Annotated in this window: 15 protein-coding genes and 1 pseudogene; 8 read left to right on the top strand and 8 right to left on the bottom strand. The window is 51.7% G+C overall.

Annotated elements, in window-relative coordinates:
* From tssC to tssB, 3 genes are read right to left on the bottom strand one after another with little or no spacing between them, the layout of a single operon-like run.
* On the bottom strand, positions 1–1,476 hold the full coding sequence (tssC, locus tag AB4H76_RS18400; RefSeq protein WP_121689848.1) for a type VI secretion system contractile sheath large subunit: 1,476 nt from the start codon (positions 1,474–1,476) through the stop codon (positions 1–3).
* A 50-nt stretch (positions 1,477–1,526) separates the two neighbouring features.
* Positions 1,527–1,751: a hypothetical protein gene (locus AB4H76_RS18395; RefSeq protein WP_000123970.1), complete on the bottom strand. Its 225-nt coding sequence runs from the start codon at positions 1,749–1,751 to the stop codon at positions 1,527–1,529.
* Positions 1,752–1,785: 34 nt separating this feature from the next.
* The gene (gene tssB, locus AB4H76_RS18390; RefSeq protein WP_000037397.1) at positions 1,786–2,286 is read right to left on the bottom strand and encodes a type VI secretion system contractile sheath small subunit; all 501 of its coding nucleotides are present in this window, start codon (positions 2,284–2,286) and stop codon (positions 1,786–1,788) included.
* Positions 2,287–2,927: 641 nt separating this feature from the next.
* On the opposite strand from tssB, the pseudogene AB4H76_RS18385 reads away from it, so the two are divergent.
* The 4 genes and pseudogenes from AB4H76_RS18385 to AB4H76_RS18370 form a co-directional block, all read left to right on the top strand.
* A pseudogene (locus AB4H76_RS18385) lies at positions 2,928–6,908 on the top strand (RHS element core protein); the annotation flags it as partial.
* Complete coding sequence (locus AB4H76_RS18380) at positions 6,886–7,104, top strand: hypothetical protein (protein WP_001101841.1); 219 nt, start codon at positions 6,886–6,888, stop codon at positions 7,102–7,104. The pseudogene AB4H76_RS18385 and the gene AB4H76_RS18380, both read left to right, overlap by 23 nt.
* Positions 7,101–7,277, top strand: a complete 177-nt coding sequence (locus tag AB4H76_RS18375) for a hypothetical protein (protein WP_000008098.1) — start codon at positions 7,101–7,103, stop codon at positions 7,275–7,277. The genes AB4H76_RS18380 and AB4H76_RS18375 overlap by 4 nt, the downstream gene beginning before the upstream one ends.
* A gap of 430 nt (positions 7,278–7,707) precedes the next feature.
* A complete protein-coding gene (locus tag AB4H76_RS18370) occupies positions 7,708–8,844 on the top strand; it encodes an ISAs1 family transposase (RefSeq protein ID WP_000420818.1) in 1,137 nt (378 codons plus the stop codon).
* 40 nt (positions 8,845–8,884) lie between these two features.
* Here AB4H76_RS18370 and yafV read toward each other — a convergent pair whose 3' ends face one another.
* On the bottom strand, positions 8,885–9,655 hold the full coding sequence (yafV, locus tag AB4H76_RS18365; protein ID WP_001118036.1) for a 2-oxoglutaramate amidase: 771 nt from the start codon (positions 9,653–9,655) through the stop codon (positions 8,885–8,887).
* 180 nt (positions 9,656–9,835) lie between these two features.
* On the opposite strand from yafV, the gene ivy reads away from it, so the two are divergent.
* The gene (gene ivy / locus AB4H76_RS18360) at positions 9,836–10,282 is read left to right on the top strand and encodes an Ivy family C-type lysozyme inhibitor (RefSeq protein WP_001308392.1); all 447 of its coding nucleotides are present in this window, start codon (positions 9,836–9,838) and stop codon (positions 10,280–10,282) included.
* Between the two features lie 42 nt (positions 10,283–10,324).
* On the opposite strand, the gene fadE is transcribed toward ivy, so the two are convergent.
* Positions 10,325–12,769, bottom strand: a complete 2,445-nt coding sequence (gene fadE / locus AB4H76_RS18355) for an acyl-CoA dehydrogenase FadE (RefSeq protein WP_000973083.1) — start codon at positions 12,767–12,769, stop codon at positions 10,325–10,327.
* A gap of 239 nt (positions 12,770–13,008) precedes the next feature.
* Between fadE and lpcA the strand changes: the two genes are divergently transcribed.
* On the top strand, positions 13,009–13,587 hold the full coding sequence (lpcA, locus tag AB4H76_RS18350) for a D-sedoheptulose 7-phosphate isomerase (RefSeq protein WP_000284050.1): 579 nt from the start codon (positions 13,009–13,011) through the stop codon (positions 13,585–13,587).
* A 205-nt stretch (positions 13,588–13,792) separates the two neighbouring features.
* Positions 13,793–14,560, top strand: a complete 768-nt coding sequence (locus AB4H76_RS18345; RefSeq protein ID WP_000333379.1) for a class II glutamine amidotransferase — start codon at positions 13,793–13,795, stop codon at positions 14,558–14,560.
* Here AB4H76_RS18345 and dpaA read toward each other — a convergent pair.
* The 3 genes from dpaA to dinJ form a co-directional block, all read right to left on the bottom strand.
* The gene (gene dpaA, locus AB4H76_RS18340) at positions 14,531–15,271 is read right to left on the bottom strand and encodes a peptidoglycan meso-diaminopimelic acid protein amidase (protein WP_001225679.1); all 741 of its coding nucleotides are present in this window, start codon (positions 15,269–15,271) and stop codon (positions 14,531–14,533) included. The two genes, AB4H76_RS18345 and dpaA, sit on opposite strands and share 30 nt — an antisense overlap.
* 155 nt (positions 15,272–15,426) lie before the next feature.
* Positions 15,427–15,705 (bottom strand): type II toxin-antitoxin system mRNA interferase toxin YafQ, encoded by a 279-nt coding sequence (gene yafQ / locus AB4H76_RS18335; protein WP_000615979.1) that lies wholly within the window; start codon positions 15,703–15,705, stop codon positions 15,427–15,429.
* Between the two features lie 2 nt (positions 15,706–15,707).
* Positions 15,708–15,968, bottom strand: a complete 261-nt coding sequence (gene dinJ / locus AB4H76_RS18330) for a type II toxin-antitoxin system antitoxin DinJ (protein ID WP_000729704.1) — start codon at positions 15,966–15,968, stop codon at positions 15,708–15,710.
* A 209-nt stretch (positions 15,969–16,177) separates the two neighbouring features.
* Between dinJ and AB4H76_RS18325 the strand changes: the two genes are divergently transcribed.
* On the top strand, positions 16,178–16,927 hold the full coding sequence (locus AB4H76_RS18325; RefSeq protein ID WP_001301253.1) for a C40 family peptidase: 750 nt from the start codon (positions 16,178–16,180) through the stop codon (positions 16,925–16,927).
* The last annotated feature ends 149 nt before the right edge of the window (positions 16,928–17,076 follow it).

The following is a 17,076-nucleotide window of genomic DNA, read 5'->3' as shown; positions in this document are numbered from 1 at the left end:
TTACTCCCTGTCTAACCGGCCAACCAGGGAAAGCTCAAAATTTGCCCCCATAAATTTAAAATGAGGTCTCACGCTTAGCGCAACCTGGTACCAGCCGGGTTCGCCTTCTACATCCATAACCTCAACTTTGGCAGCGCGCAGAGGTTTGCGGCTGCGCACGTCTGCAGGCGGGTTTTCCTGGTCGGCAACATACTGACGGATCCAGGTATTAAGCTCTCTTTCTAAGTCGCTCCTTTCTTTCCATGACCCCAGTTGTTCACGCTGCAACACCTTGATGTAGTGCGCTAACCGATTGATGATGAAGAGATAAGGAAGCTGCGTACCCAGCTTATAGTTGGTTTCTGCATCTTTTCCCGGAAAGTGCTTCGGTTTTTGTACCGAGTTTGCAGAGAAAAAGGCTGCATTATCAGAGTCTTTACGCATGGTAAGGGTGATAAAACCCTCTTCAGCCAGTTCAAATTCGCGGCGATCGGTGACCAGCACCTCGGTTGGGATTTTGGCCTGAATCTGCCCCATCGTTTCGAACAGATGCACCGGCAGATCTTTCACTGCGCCGCCGCTTTGCGGACCGATAATGTTTGGACACCAGCGGTATTTGGCAAAACTGTCTGCGATATTGCATGCCAGCATCCAGGCCGTATTACCCCACAGATAATCTTCGTGGTTCTGGCTGACATCTTCGTAATAGTTAAAGTTCTTAACAGGGTTATCTGTTGGTGAATAGGGCTGGCGAAGCAGGAAGCGGGGTGCCGTAAGCCCTAAATAGCGCGAATCTTCCGAGTCACGCAGGGCGCGCCATTTGGTGTAGGCCGGACCTTCAAAGATGGCATAAAGATCTTTGATATTAGGCAGTTCGGTCCACGAGTTCAGCCCCATAAACTCCGGGGAAACGGAGGACAGGAACGGTGCGTGCGCCATTGCGCCCACTGCACTGACGTATTGCAGCAGTTTCATGTCAGGCGCGGTATTTTTGAACTCATAAGCGCCCAGCACGGCAGCGATGGGTTCACCGCCAAACTGTCCGAAACCGGACGAATAAACGTGCTTATAAAATCCGGACTGAATAATTTCTGGCGCAAACTCAAAGTCTTCCAGAAGTTCCTGCTTGGTGACATGAAGCACGTTGACCTTGATGTTTTCACGGAAATCAACGCGATCCACCATGGTTTTCAGTGAGCGCCAGAACGACTCGACCTGCTGAAAGGCAGGCGCATGGATGATGACATCCATCTGGCGGCTGATGCGTTCATCAATATCTGCAATCATGCTGTCCACGACCAGTTGATTGACCGGTTCGGCAGATGCAGTGGATTGCAGGATGCTGGCAATAAAGGCTGTCACACCCTGGCGGGCAACGTCATAACCTTCCGAACCGGGCTGAATACGGGTCTGTGCCATGATTTGATCAAGCAGCGACGATGCCTGCTCAGGCTGCCCGGCATGACTGGAAACGAGTTCCTCTTCCTGTAAAGACATACTGAAAATCCTTCTGTTTTAGCTGTGTTTCTGAAACCGGCTTTTCGCCATCAGTGAAGTACGCGCTGCCAGTGCGACGCGCTCTGCTGAAACTCACAAAAATGGATAATCTCATCCAATAGATCACTGATACGGCGATCCAGTGTTGTAATCAGCGCAGCCACACCATCCTGGTTGATTTCAACGGACGGGCTGAAACATACCTGGTAAACCACCTGCAGAATGTCTGCAACAGAGAGGTGGTATGTCCCGGAGATATTTTTGTGTGCCGTCATGCCTGGATAACCCTGTTTAATGAAATAGTGGTGGTTATTTATTGCTCACCTGGCCGATTTCTTTGAGCAACTGCTCGCGGGACTCTTCATTTTCCAGCAATGCCTGGAGCTGGGTACGGAATGCCGGAAGGTTACCCATCGGCCCCTTCAGTGCAGTCAGTGCTTCACGCAGTTCCAGCAATTTATTCACTTCCGGAACCTGCCGGGCCACGCTATCTGGTGAAAAATCATCCAGTGACTTGATATTCAGCGCCACATTCAGCTCATCGTCCGTTGTGCTTCCCTTCAGCGTGGCGGGGACGGTAAAATTGAGGCCAATGGCTGCTTCAGCCATCACTGCACCGAAATTGTGCTTGTTAACGGAAACTGCCTGACGTTCATCCAGTGAGGATGTTTCCTGCGTATTTCCGGTATCGCCGACAACGAGCATGTTAAGCGGAAGTTCCACTTCAGCCGTCTGGCCATCTGTTTTTGGGACATACGATATATTAATACGTTCGCGAGGCGCGACGCTGCCTTCAAATTTTTTGCTCATAAAAGTGATCCGTCATGTTATCTCGTACAGGCCATGAACACGGCATATTCGTACCGTAAAAAATATCGGAAATGCCGCCTTGATGGCGGTGAAAATAAAATCACCACTCCTTCATCACCCCGCATTTTACGCTTCAAAATAAATAAGAAAAGGACTTTTTATCGATCGTAAAGAGGGGTATTCTGCAAGCGTTAAATAGATTGTATGAACCTGTGCAATTCGCGTCAGGTGTATTATGGCAATAATTTAAATATAGAATTTTTATGTATCTTATTGAATTATATAATAATTTTATTAAACATAAGCTAATCTAATGATTGCTTGTTTATATATTTGTTTTGTGATTGATTAAGTGGGTATTTTTAAGGAATATCTCAAAAATTATCAAAATGATAATTCAGAAAGGATAAATACAATATTTATTCATGATTCAGCTTTGGCCATTTTATGGAGGCAATACGGACTTTGAACAGTTGGGTATGGTTATCCAGATATATATTATTAAGTTATTGCTGAATAAGAGATTTAATGATTTTAAAAATAGTTTTTACGACAACCGTAAATTCTAGCTCGGTTTGTATGTAAAAAATACTGAAAATGATGCGGTTCCGTGAAGTGAGCTGCATCTGCCTGTCTGGGATTACCGGACCAGAACACCCGCGCCGGTGGGGGTGTTTGGTCCCGGCTGGAAAGCGCCCTTCGATATCCGCTTACAGATACGCGATGAAGGCCTGATACTCAACGACAACGGCGGCAGGAGCATTCACTTTGAGCCGCTGTTTCCCGGCGAGATAAGCTACAGCCGCAGCGAGTCACTCTGGCTGGCGCGGGGCGGGGTGGCGGAGCAGCACAGTTCGCAGCCGCTAAGCGCACTCTGGCAGGTGCTGCCGGAAGATGTTCGCCTGAGTCCGCATGTGTACCTGGCGACAAACAGCCTTCAGGGGCCGTGGTGGATACTCAGCTGGCCGGAGCGGGTGCCGGGGGCGGACGAGGTGCTGCCGCCGGAGCCGCCCGCATACCGGGTGCTGACGGGCGTGGTGGACGGCTTCGGGCGGACGCTGACTTTCCACCGGGCGGCGGAGGGTGACGTGGCGGGCGCGGTGACGGGGGTGACGGACGGCGCGGGCCGCTGTTTTCACCTGGTGCTGACCACACAGGCGCAGCGGGCGGAAGCCTTCCGTAAACAGCGCGCCACGTCTTTATCTTCCCCTGCCGGTCCCCGTTCTGCTTCCTCTTCTTCTGCTTTCCCCGACACGCTGCCCGCCGGTACAGAATACGGTGCCGATAACGGTATCCGGCTGGAGGCGGTGTGGCTGACACACGACCCGGCATACCCGGATGAACAGCCGACTGCGCCGCTGGCGCGCTACACGTACACGGCCAGCGGAGAACTGCGGGCGGTGTATGACCGCAGCGGGACGCAGGTTCGCGGGTTTACTTATGATGCGGAGCACGCCGGGCGGATGGTGGCGCACCATTATGCGGGGAGGCCGGAGAGCCGCTACCGGTATGATGATACCGGTCGGGTGACGGAGCAGGTCAACCCGGAGGGGCTGGACTACCGCTTTGAGTACGGAGAGAGCCGGGTAATCATCACGGACAGCCTGAACCGGCGGGAGGTGCTGTACACGGAAGGCGAGGGTGGCCTGAAGCGGGTGGTGAAGAAGGAGCATGCCGACGGGAGCATCACCCGCAGCGAGTATGATGAGGCGGGGAGGCTGAAGGCGCAGACGGATGCGGCGGGGCGGCGGACGGAGTACCGGCTGCATATGGCGTCTGGAAAGCTGACTTCAGTGATACTGCCGGACGGCAGGACGGTGCGGTATGGCTATAACAGCCAGTTGCAACTGACTTCAGTGACATATCCGGATGGTTTACGCAGCAGCCGGAAATATGACCGTCAGGGCCGACTGGCAGAAGAGACCTCGCGCAACGGTAACATTACGCGCTGGTTTTATGATTTTTCCCGCAGTGGCCTGCCCTGTGCGGTGGAAGACGGAACCGGGGTGAGGCGGAGAATAACGCGAAACCGTTACGGTCAACTGCTGGCCTTTACGGACTGCTCGGGGTACACGACGCGGTATGAGTACGACCAGTACGGTCAACAAATCGCCGTTCACCGGGAAGAAGGCATCAGCACTTACAGCAGTTATAACCCGCGTGGCCAACTGATCAGTCGGAAGGATGCGCAGGGGCGTGAAACCCGTTATGAGTACAGCGCTGCAGGCGACCTGACAGCAACGATATCACCGGACGGTAAACGCAGCGCCACCGAATATGATAAACGTGGGCGTCCGGTGAGTGTGACGGAAGGTGGACTGACGCGCAGCATGGGGTATGACGCTGCCGGGCGCATCACCGTGCTGACCAACGAGAACGGCAGCCAGTCCACGTTCCGGTATGACCCGGTCGACAGGCTGACGGAGCAGCGTGGCTTTGATGGCAGGACGCAACGTTACCATTATGACTTGACCGGAAAACTCACGCAGAGTGAAGATGAGGGGCTTATCACCCTCTGGCATTACGATGCGTCAGACCGTATCACCCGGCGCACGGTGAACGGCGACCCGGCGGAACAGTGGCAGTATGATGAACACGGGTGGCTAACCACCATCAGCCATACCAGTGACGGCCACCGAGTGTCGGTCCACTACGGCTATGACGATAAAGGCCGCCTGACGGGCGAACGGCAGACGGTGGAGAACCCGGAGACGGGGGAGATGCTGTGGGAGCATGAGACGGGGCATGCGTACAGCGAACAGGGGCTGGCGACCCGTCAGGAGCCGGACGGTCTGCCGCCGGTGGAGTGGCTGACGTATGGCAGCGGTTATCTTGCGGGGATGAAGCTGGGCGGAACACCGCTGGTCGAGTACACGCGGGACCGGCTGCACCGTGAGACGGCCCGCAGCTTCGGCGGGGAGGCATATGAACTTGCCACCGCCTGGAATACCAGCGGCCAGCTCCGGAGCAGGCACCTGAACCTTCCGCAGCTTGACCGTGACTACGACTGGAACGACAACGGACAGCTAATCCGCATCAGCGGCCCGCAGGAGAGCCGGGAGTACCGTTACAGCGACACGGGAAGGCTGACGGGCGTCCACACCACGGCGGCGAACCTGGATATCGATATCCCGTATGCGACGGACCCGGCAGGAAACCGGCTGCCGGACCCGGAACTGCACCCGGACAGCACGCTCACGGCATGGCCGGATAACCGCATCGCGGAAGATGCGCACTATGTCTACCGCCACGATGAATACGGCAGGCTGGCGGAGAAGACGGACCGCATCCCGGAAGGGGTGATACGGATGCACGACGAGCGGACCCACCACTACCACTACGACAGCCAGCACCGCCTGGTGTTCTACACGCGGATACAGCACGGCGAACCACAGGTGGAGAGCCGGTACCTCTATGACCCGCTGGGCCGCCGGACGGGAAAACGGGTATGGCGGCGGGAGCGTGACCTGACGGGGTGGATGTCGCTGTCGCGTAAACCGGAGGTGACATGGTACGGGTGGGACGGTGACAGGCTGACGACGATACAGACCGGCACCACGCGTATCCAGACGGTATACCAGCCGGGGAGCTTCACGCCGCTCCTGAGAATCGAAACAGAGAATGGCGAACAGGCGAAGGCGCGGCACCGGAGCCTGGCGGAGGTGTTGCAGGAGGACACGGGTGTGACGCTCCCGGCGGAGCTGGCGGTGATGCTGGGAAGGCTGGAGCGGGAGCTGCGTGCGGGAGCGGTGAGTGCGGAGAGTGAGGCATGGCTTGCGCAGTGCGGGCTGACGGCGGAACAGATGGCCGCGCAGATGGAGGATGCATACATCCCGGAGCGGAGGCTGCATCTTTACCACTGTGACCACCGTGGACTGCCGCAGGCGCTTATCAGCCCGGAAGGCGAAACGGCGTGGTGCGGGGAGTATGACGAGTGGGGGAACCAGCTTAATGAGGAGAACCCGCATCACCTGTACCAGCCGTACCGTTTGCCGGGGCAGCAGTATGATGAGGAGTCGGGACTGTATTACAACCGTCACCGGTACTACGATCCGTTGCAGGGGCGGTATATCACCCAGGATCCGATAGGGTTGAAGGGGGGAATAAATCTATACACGTATCCACTGGTACCAATACGTTACACTGATCCACTGGGGTTAGAACGAGTTATAAGTGTATATGGGCCTCCCGCTCCAGACCGGGCAGGTGCTGAAACTCCTCTTGTTCTTACTGATATGACTGGAGGAGTGACTATTTATTATGATCCTGAAACAGGTGATTCAATGACTTTTGATAGTAGCAATAGAATTGATCGTCGTTCTCAACGTGGTGCTGGTGATCCATATACAGGTGAAGTCGTTGGTTGTGAGACAAATGAATCAGGAATATCGGCAGCATATGGCACAACGAAGATCTATACTACAGATACTAGAGCAAGATGGCTACATGGTGGGGGATCATCGTTGCGCGATCCTTATGCTCCTCGACAAGGCTGGAAACCAACTATGGGATGTACCCGTGCACAGAATGAAGATGTAGATGAGTTGTGTAAGAAAGTGACAAGTTGGATGTATTCGCATCCTGGAGAGAGAATTAGATATGAACGTTTTAAGACACGTTAATGCGATTAACATGGGAGTGTGCATTCTAATTTGGGTTATTGGATGTGCAAATGCTAAAGTTCTTAAACGATGTATATTACCCGCTCCTGATGGTGGCGTAGAAAAACTATCAAAACCCAACTTACATGGAGTAATTAAAAAAGTTGATTTGAACACAAATGAAGCGGAAATTAAAATAAAAGAGGGGGGGCAGTGAGTTTTATTTTTAATGAGGAAACATTGTATTTTACTGTTTTTGGTGGGGATTTTATTATGGATGATTTAAAAAAAGTAAAAAATACGGAAGCATGGGTATGGTATAAAAATTGCGATAGTAAAAATAAAAATGTGGCAGTTGAACTTCTTCAAATCTACGAATTGCATCAATGAAAAATATAGTTAAATAGAGGAGGTTATTAATAGCAGGAAAAGCATCACGTGATGCTGATTTTTTGCACTAAATAATTCGCGCTAATGTTCAATAGTTAATATATCCCTCATCAGGGAAAGATCACCGGTGTGCCGTAGGCACAAAGATGCAAAACGGGACGTTTTGCATGTAATAAGCATAAGCTTGTGAAGAGATGGTGGCAGGCCCACCGGGATCTGCTGTCGGAAGTCGGTCCCAAACAACCCCGGCTGCTGTGGTAAAGAGCCATGGTAGTGAGCGCAGGGGCAGGGAAAGATCACGTAACGCTGATTTTTTGTACTAAATAATTCGCATTTTATGTTTAAAAATTGAGATATTCCTCATTACCTGAAGCTGTTTTTTATTGCTTATACATGATCAAATACTCCTTACATAATTAAGGAGAACAAAATGGAACTTAAAAAATTGATGGAACATATTTCTATTATCCCCGATTACAGACAAGCCTGGAAAGTGGAACATAAATTGTCAGATATTCTACTGTTGACTATTTGTGCCGTTATTTCTGGTGCAGAAGGCTGGGAAGATATAGAGGATTTTGGGGAAACACATCTCGATTTTTTAAAACAATATGGTGATTTTGAAAATGGTATTCCTGTTCACGATACCATCGCCAGAGTTGTATCCTGTATCAGTCCTTCAAAATTTCACGAGTGCTTTATTAACTGGATGCGAGATTGCCATACTTCAGATGATAAAGACGTCATCGCAATTGATGGAAAAACACTCCGGCATTCTTATGACAAGAGTCGCCGCAAGGGAGCGATTCATGTCATTAGTGCGTTCTCAACAATGCACAGTCTGGTCATCGGACAGATCAGGACGGATGAGAAATCCAATGAGATTACAGCTATCCCTGAACTTCTTAACATGCTGGATATTAAAGGAAAAATCATCACAACTGATGCGATGGGTTGCCAGAAAGATATTGCAGAGAAGATACAAAAACAGGGAGGTGATTATTTATTCGCGGTAAAAGGAAACCAGGGGCGGCTAAATAAAGCCTTCGAGGAAAAATTTCCGCTGAAAGAATTAAATAATCCAGAGCATGACAGTTACGCAATTAGTGAAAAGAGTCACGGCAGAGAAGAAATCCGTCTTCACATTGTTTGCGATGTCCCTGATGAACTTATTGATTTCACATTTGAATGGAAAGGGCTGAAGAAATTATGCGTGGCAGTCTCCTTTCGGTCAATAATAGCAGAACAAAAGAAAGAGCCAGAAATGACGGTCAGATATTATATCAGTTCTGCTGATTTAACCGCAGAGAAGTTCGCCACAGCAATCCGAAACCACTGGCACGTGGAGAATAAGCTGCACAGGCGTCTGGACGTGGTAATGAATGAAGACGACTACAAAATAAGAAGAGGAAACGCAGCAGAATTATTTTCAGGGATACGGCACATTGCTATTAATATTTTGACGAATGAGAAGGTATTCAAGGCAGGGTTAAGACGTAAGATGCGAAAAGCAGCCATGGACAGAAACTACCTGGCGTCAGTCCTTGCGGGGAGCGGGCTTTCGTAGTAATACCCCGACTCTCCCCGTCCTTAAACACAACCCCCACTCACCACAACCTAAACTCATCCGCATCCTGCCATGCCGGAAACTTTTCTCTATATTCCCGCAATGCTGCCATCGACAGCTCCGCATCAATGCGCGTTGCCTGATGCGCGTCGGCAGTAGCGATAATCTCTCCTTGCGGATTAATCACCCGGCTGTCACCGCGATAATGGCAGCCGTTGCCATCGCTGCCGACGCGATTGCATCCCGCCACATACGCCTGATTCTCAATCGCGCGGGCCGTCAGCAATGCCTGCCAGTGCAGAGAGCGCGGAGCAGGCCAGTTGGCGACGTACAGGGCGAGGTCATAATCGTTGAGATTGCGCGACCACACAGGAAAACGTAAGTCGTAGCACACCAGCGGCAAAATACGCCAGCCGCGCCATTCCACAATCACTCGCGCATTGCCCGCTTTATAATGTAGATGCTCATCTGCCATGCGGAACAGATGACGCTTATCATAAAAATGTACCGTGCCGCCCGGCTCAACCAGCAAAAAGCGGTTAACCGAACCAGACTCCGTTTGTAATGCAACACTGCCTGCAATCAGCGCATTGCACTGCTGCGCCTTAGCTGTCATCCAGTTCACTACGTCATCTTGTGCTAGCGACGAAGCTGCCGCTTCCATGGCAAAGCCGCTGGTAAACATCTCCGGTAGAACGATCACATCGCGCCCGGTAATACCTTCCAGTTGACGATCAAAATGACGCAGGTTGGCAGGACCATCCATCCACACCAGTGGTTGCTGCAAAAGCGTAATCTTCAAACCAGGCACGGTGTACAACTCCTTTATGCGAAGGGTTTTATAACTTTAACACCTTATCAGGCAGTTGCCTTAGCGCAGAATAAATTGATAACAAATGCTGATATTGGAAATATCTGATTTGCAAATTATCGTGTTATCGCCAGGCTTTAGGAGGTTAATAACATGGGCAGGATAAGCTCGGGAGGAATGATGTTTAAGGCAATAACGACAGTCGCCGCTCTGGTCATCGCCACCAGTGCAATGGCGCAGGATGATTTAACCATTAGCAGCCTTGCAAAGGGCGAAACCACCAAAGCTGCATTTAATCAGATGGTACAAGGGCATAAGCTGCCTGCCTGGGTGATGAAAGGCGGTACTTATACTCCCGCACAAACCGTAACGTTGGGAGATGAGACGTATCAGGTGATGAGCGCGTGCAAACCGCATGACTGTGGCTCGCAACGTATCGCTGTGATGTGGTCCGAGAAATCTAATCAGATGACGGGGCTGTTCTCGACTATTGATGAGAAAACGTCGCAAGAGAAACTCACCTGGCTGAATGTGAACGATGCGCTTTCGATTGATGGTAAAACGGTGTTGTTCGCGGCGTTGACCGGCAGCCTGGAAAACCATCCGGATGGCTTTAATTTTAAATAATTAGCGGATAAAGAAACGGAGCCTTTCGGCTCCGTTATTCATTTACGCGGCTTCAACTTTCCGCACTTTCTCCGGCAACTTTACCGGCTTCGTCGCCAGCTCTTCCGGATCAAAGTCATCAACGTTAATACTGCGCAGACGGCTTTCTTCAGCTTTCACCAGAATAGCGGCTTCATCTTTATCAATCAGCCCCTTCACCAGCGCGTTGTGCGCCAGTTCATCCAGACGGGTAAACGGCAGGTTTTTACCCAGCTCTTTACAGATCCGCTGATGAATTGGGTCGGCGGCAATCACATCCACCAGCGCCTCTTCCAGCAAGCCAACCGGATTATGCTCGCTCGGCGTCAGGTACTGACCGCGACCAATGCGGGAACGGGTGGCGTTCGGCACTTGTAAAATCTTCGCCACTTTATGATCCAGCTTGTCAGAAGGTGCCAGATAATGACGTCCGGTCGGGAAGATCACCACATTCAGCAGCCCGGCAACCACGCGGTTCGGGAAGTTTTGCAGTAAATCATCCATCGCCTGTTCAGCCTGATACAGCGCATCTTGTACGCCCCAGTGCACCAGCGGCAGGTCGGCTTCATTACGGCCTTCGTCGTCATAACGCTTCAGCACGGCAGAGGCGAGGTAGAGCTGGCTTAAAATATCCCCCAGACGGGCCGAGATGCGCTCGCGACGTTTCAGGCTGCCGCCCAGCACTGCCATCGAGACATCAGAAAGCAGGGCGAGGTTGGCGCTCAGGCGGTTCAGGTGCTGATAGTAGCGTTTAGTGGCATCGCCGGTTGGCGTGCTGCTGGTTAAACCGCGCGTCAGGCCCAGCCAGAAGCTGCGAACTTTGTTGCTACCGACGTGACCGATATGTTTGAACAACAGTTTATCGAACGCGTTGACGTCATTGTTCTTCGCCGCTTCCATCTCTTCCAGCACGTACGGATGGCAACGAATCGCTCCTTGTCCGAAGATCATCATGCTGCGGGTCAGAATGTTAGCCCCTTCAACGGTGATGGCAATCGGTGCGCCCTGGTAAGCACGCGCCAGGAAGTTGCTTTGCCCGAGCATAATGCCTTTACCGCCGGTAATATCCATCGCATCAATAATCGACTGCTGCCCGCGGTGGGTACAGTGATACTTAACGATAGCCGACAGCACGGCAGGTTTTTCGCCGAGCATAATGCCGTAGGTAATCAGCGATGCCGCAGCATCCATCACGTAGGCATTACCGGCAATACGCGCCAGCGGCTCTTCAATCCCTTCCATCTTACCAATAGAGATTTTGAACTGACGGCGAATGTGAGCATACGCGCCGGTTGCCAGCGCTACCGATTTCACGCCGCCGGTTGAGTTGGAAGGCAGGGTGATGCCGCGGCCTACCGAGAGGCACTCCACCAGCATCCGCCAGCCTTGCCCGGCCATTTTCGGCCCGCCGATGATGTAATCGATCGGCACGAAGACATCTTTACCGCGCGTCGGTCCGTTCTGGAACGGTACGTTCAGCGGGAAGTGGCGACGACCAATTTCCACGCCCGGCGTGGTGGTTGGGATCAGCGCACAGGTAATGCCTAAATCTTCTGCACCGCCGAGTAATTTTTCCGGGTCGGAGAGTTTAAACGCCAGCCCAAGCACGGTCGCAATCGGTGCCAGCGTAATGTAGCGTTTGTTCCAGGTCAGACGCATCCCCAGCACCTGCTGGCCCTGCCATTCGCCCATGCAGACAATCCCGGTGTCCGGAATCGCGCCCGCATCGGAACCCGCTTCCGGGCTGGTCAGTGCAAAGCAGGGGATCTCCTGACCACGCGCCAGACGCGGCAGATAGTGATCTTTCTGCTCGTCAGTGCCGTAATGTTGCAACAGTTCGCCCGGGCCTAATGAGTTTGGCACGCCGACGGTAATCGCCAGGATCCCGCTCACGCCGGAGAGTTTTTGCAGCACGCGAGACTGGGCATAAGCCGAGAACTCCAGCCCGCCGTACTCTTTTTTGATGATCATCGCGAAGAAACGATGCTCTTTAAGGTACGCCCACAACTCCGGCGGCAGATCCGCCAGCTCATGGGTGATCTGGAAATCATTCGCCATCCGGCAGGCTTCTTCTACCGGGCCGTCGAGAAACGCTTGCTCTTCGGCGGTCAGGCGCGGCTGCGGATAGTTATGCAGCTTTTTCCAGTCCGGCTTGCCCTGGAACAAGTCGCCCTCCCACCAGGTGGTGCCCGCATCAATCGCTTCTTTCTCAGTGCGCGACATCGGCGGCATCACCTTACGGAAACCGCGAAATACCGGCGCGGAAATCATCGACTTACGCATAGGCGCAAAGTTAAATGGCACGAGGATAATGGCCAGAGGCACCAGTACCCACGCCGACCACAGACCAGCAACGCCGAGGGCGGCTGTCCAGGCGAGCAAAATCAGACTGCTGATAAATAAGCTCACGCGGTGATAGAACAACGCGCCGAGCAGGACAACCGTAGCGAGAATACTCAAAATCATCATAACGAAAAGCCCCTTACTTGTAGGAGGTCTGACCACTTGTGATGATATGGTTGTAGTGGATGTAAAAACATTTAGCAATGTGTTTACAATATAATTACAACAAAGCTCACATTGTTGCTGTTTTTATCCGCACTTCAGGTCAAAAAGTTCTGGTCATAGCACCTGCCCGTACTTCTCGCTTTTGGCGGTATCCGGTACACTGCATTTTGTCTATTACATTTATGCTGAAGGATATCCTCATGTACCAGGATCTTATTCGTAACGAACTGAACGAAGCGGCGGAAACGCTGGCTAACTTTTTAAAAGATGACGCCAATATTCACGCCATTCAGCGCGCGGCGGTCCTGTTAGCAGACAGCTTTAAAGCCGGTGGCAAAGTGCTTTCCTGCGGCAACGGCGGTTCCCATTGCGACGCTATGCACTTTGCCGAAGAGTTGACCGGTCGCTACCGTGAAAACCGTCCGGGCTACCCGGCGATTGCTATTTCTGACGTTAGTCATATTTCCTGCGTCGGTAATGATTTCGGTTTCAATGATATTTTCTCCCGCTACGTTGAAGCGGTAGGTCGCGAAGGCGATGTACTGCTGGGGATCTCCACCTCCGGTAACTCTGCAAACGTGATCAAAGCGATCGCAGCGGCGCGTGAGAAGGGGATGAAAGTGATCACCCTGACCGGTAAAGACGGCGGCAAAATGGCTGGCACGGCGGATATCGAAATTCGCGTACCGCACTTTGGTTATGCCGACCGCATTCAGGAGATTCACATTAAAGTGATCCATATCCTGATCCAGTTGATTGAAAAAGAGATGGTTAAGTAAGTCTGGCGTAGGCCGGATAAGACGTTTACGCCGCATCCGGCATTTGTGCGCTGATGCCTGATGCGACGCTGACGCGTCTTATCATGCCTACAAATCTGTACGCGAACCGTAGGCCGAATAATGCGTTCACGCCGCATCCGACCTGAAAATTCTTAAATCAATCTTCGCCGGGGGCCATGCGCTCCCGCTGTTGTGGAGGTTACCCATGTGCGAATTGCTCGGGATGAGCGCCAACGTCCCTACCGATATCTGCTTTAGTTTCACCGGGCTTGTACAGCGTGGTGGTGGAACCGGGCCACATAAAGATGGCTGGGGCATTACCTTTTACGAAGGTAAAGGCTGTCGCACATTTAAAGATCCACAACCCAGCTTTAATTCCCCCATCGCCAAACTTGTCCAGGACTACCCGATAAAATCCTGTTCGGTGGTGGCTCATATTCGCCAGGCTAATCGGGGCGAGGTGGCGCTGGAAAATACTCACCCGTTTACCCGCGAGTTATGGGGGCGTAACTGGACTTATGCCCATAACGGGCAACTGACGGGCTACAAATCACTGGAAACCGGCAACTTCCGCCCGGTCGGTGAAACCGACAGCGAAAAAGCCTTTTGCTGGCTCCTGCATAAATTAACGCAGCGTTACCCGCGCACGCCGGGCAACATGGCGGCAGTGTTTAAATATATCGCCTCACTGGCGGATGAACTGCGGGCGAAGGGCGTTTTCAACATGCTGCTTTCGGACGGTCGCTATGTAATGGCGTATTGCTCGACTAATTTACACTGGATCACCCGCCGCGCGCCGTTTGGCGTGGCAACGTTGCTGGATCAGGATGTGGAAATCGACTTCAGCTCGCAGACCACACCGAATGATGTGGTCACGGTGATTGCGACACAGCCGCTGACGGGCAATGAAACCTGGCAAAAAATTATGCCAGGCGAATGGCGCTTATTTTGCCTCGGGGAGCGTGTAGTTTGATGCCAGTTGTGGCTGCACCACTTCGTGGCTTAACGGCTTGCTGACCACGTAACGGCCATTGACCACAGAAACGGTCGGTGGCTTACGGGTTTGCTCAAAGTAGTCGTAGCCCGGCTTCAGCTGCTCCCAGAAGTCCTTAAAGTTGGAATATTTATGGCGCTTCATATTGGCGTCGGTCATGCGGAATGGGTAAATACTCACCTGCACGCTCGGCTGACCAAACACCAGCGCACCAGTAACGAACTGGAAGATCTCGTCAATACCCTGATTGGTCATCGCGTAGCAGCCGATGGAAACACAATCGCCGTGGATCATCAGGTATTTCCCTTCATAACCATGCGCACGGTCATAGGCATTGGGGAATCCAATATTAATCGCTTTGTAGTAACGGCTGTCTGGTTTTAACTGATTACGCTGGACGCTATAAAACCCTTCCGGGCTTTTGAAATCGCCCTGACGCTGTTTTGGCCCTAAGCCGCCGGAATATTTACAGATTTTATAGCTGTCGAGCAGTTGATATTGCTCGCCCATTTTGACGTAGAGATCGAGCGTACGTTCTTCCTTGAAGATCTGGATGTAGACAGGGGATCCCATCAACTGCTGCTTATACTCTTTGCTCACTGGCGTGGTCGAGCTACTGCTGCCCAGCAAACCGGCAAACGAAACGCACGGGATCAACAACATCGCAAGAATTAATGCGATTTTACGCATACTGCTTATTCCTTGATAAAACGGTTACACACGCCAGGACGGCAAAATGGATCCCAAATCGGAATAGTCTGGATTTGGAAGGCTCACATTATCACCAAAAGAGTTTTACGCAAGCCTGTCGGCGCAGGGTTTACAAATTTCATCGGAAGCGGGCTTTACCCAAATAGCGCCGCGTGAGTTCCAGTTCTCTCAAATCGTAAAAGTTTATCGGTAAGTTTGTAAATCAGGATCCAGTCCGGTTCGACATGAGCATCGCGATAACCTTTCCATGAACCTTGCAGCGGGTGGTCTTTATAAACAGCTGGAAGCGGTAAAGTATTATTGATAAGAAGCGTCATAAGATATTTCAATTTATTCATATCCTTATGACGCTTTTGTGCAAGTTTTACATCCTTTGAAAATTGTCCCGAGTATTCAATATCCCTTTGAATCATATTTAAATTCCTAATTTATCAAATAAATCATCGGCGTCTTTGGCCTTATGAACATCAACGCCAGCTTCGCTGTTTTTAATTGATTGAATGGTTAATTGATTAGGCTCGCGTAAATCAAACGGCAATGCCTTTTCACGCGCGACTTTTGTGAGGGTTATGCGAACCAGGTCAGAGATGGTCAGCCCCATCCCGGCCAGTACGTCCGCCGCCTGATTCTTCAGATCTTCATCGATTCGGGCGCGAACAAACGCGTTAGCAGCCATTGGGGTATCTCCTGTGCTGTATATTTATTCAGCTTGAATTGTAGCTCAAATGAGCAACAGCGACAATCCATGAGTAATTTAATAAACGGATGTTTTTACATAATTAACTGAAATATATTTATTAATTTTATAATAATGGTTTATTAAGTTTGTTCTGGTACGGGCCGGGATACACTGCAACATCAATGCATGACCAGCCATTATTGAGAATGTCCTTGCCGTCGATTCCCTCTTTTGTGTTGTCGGGATTACTGTTGCTTTGCTTGCCGTTTTCTTCATTTGCCAGCGCCACCACATCACATATCTCTTTCAGCTACGCCGCCCGCCAGCGGATGCAAAACCGTGCGCGTTTATTAAAACAGTACCAAACCCATCTGAAAAAACAGGCCAGCTATATTGTGGAAGGCAATGCCGAAAGCAGAAGGGCGCTACGCCAGCACAACCGCGAACAGATAAAACAGCATCCAGAATGGTTTCCTGCACCGCTCAAGGCGAGTGACAGACGCTGGCAGGCGCTGGTGGAGAATAATCATTTCTTAAGCAGCGACCATCTGCATAACATCACCGAAGTGGCGATTCACCGCCTGGAACAGCAACTTGGCAAGCCTTACGTCTGGGGCGGCACGCGGCCCGATCAAGGCTTCGACTGTAGCGGGTTAGTTTTTTATGCCTACAACAAGATCCTCGAGGCGAAGCTCCCACGTACGGCCAATGAGATGTATCACTATCGCCGGGCAACGATTGTGGCGAACAACGACCTGCGCCGGGGAGATTTGCTGTTTTTCCATATCCACAGCCGCGAGATTGCCGACCATATGGGGGTGTATCTGGGCGACGGTCAGTTTATTGAGTCACCGCGCACCGGGGAAACCATTCGGGTAAGTCGGTTAGCTGAACCTTTCTGGCAGGATCATTTTTTGGGCGCGCGGCGGATATTGACGGAAGAGACGATTTTGTAGGACGGATAAGGCGTTTACGCCGCATCCGGCGGTGGTGCGCAGATGCCTGATGCGACGCTGACGCGTCTTATCATGCCTACAAATCTGTGCGTTTTTGCGAGCCGCTTTCCTGTTATTCCATCACCTCATTGCCGACCTTTCCTTTTCTT

Origin of the sequence: Escherichia sp. UTM R2, from assembly GCF_048593455.1 — a bacterium.
GTDB classification, from domain to species: domain Bacteria; phylum Pseudomonadota; class Gammaproteobacteria; order Enterobacterales; family Enterobacteriaceae; genus Escherichia; species Escherichia coli.
This window is presented reverse-complemented; position numbering and strand designations above follow the sequence as displayed.

Coding starts and splice junctions, on each gene's coding strand:
- tssC (WP_121689848.1), bottom strand. CDS start 1,476: ATGTCTTTACAGGAAGAGGAACTCGTTTCCAGTCATGCCGGGCAGCCT.
- AB4H76_RS18395 (WP_000123970.1), bottom strand. CDS start 1,751: ATGACGGCACACAAAAATATCTCCGGGACATACCACCTCTCTGTTGCA.
- tssB (WP_000037397.1), bottom strand. CDS start 2,286: ATGAGCAAAAAATTTGAAGGCAGCGTCGCGCCTCGCGAACGTATTAAT.
- AB4H76_RS18380 (WP_001101841.1), top strand. CDS start 6,886: ATGAACGTTTTAAGACACGTTAATGCGATTAACATGGGAGTGTGCATT.
- AB4H76_RS18370 (WP_000420818.1), top strand. CDS start 7,708: ATGGAACTTAAAAAATTGATGGAACATATTTCTATTATCCCCGATTAC.
- ivy (WP_001308392.1), top strand. CDS start 9,836: ATGTTTAAGGCAATAACGACAGTCGCCGCTCTGGTCATCGCCACCAGT.
- fadE (WP_000973083.1), bottom strand. CDS start 12,769: ATGATGATTTTGAGTATTCTCGCTACGGTTGTCCTGCTCGGCGCGTTG.
- lpcA (WP_000284050.1), top strand. CDS start 13,009: ATGTACCAGGATCTTATTCGTAACGAACTGAACGAAGCGGCGGAAACG.
- AB4H76_RS18345 (WP_000333379.1), top strand. CDS start 13,793: ATGTGCGAATTGCTCGGGATGAGCGCCAACGTCCCTACCGATATCTGC.
- dpaA (WP_001225679.1), bottom strand. CDS start 15,271: ATGCGTAAAATCGCATTAATTCTTGCGATGTTGTTGATCCCGTGCGTT.
- yafQ (WP_000615979.1), bottom strand. CDS start 15,705: ATGATTCAAAGGGATATTGAATACTCGGGACAATTTTCAAAGGATGTA.
- dinJ (WP_000729704.1), bottom strand. CDS start 15,968: ATGGCTGCTAACGCGTTTGTTCGCGCCCGAATCGATGAAGATCTGAAG.
- AB4H76_RS18325 (WP_001301253.1), top strand. CDS start 16,178: ATGTCCTTGCCGTCGATTCCCTCTTTTGTGTTGTCGGGATTACTGTTG.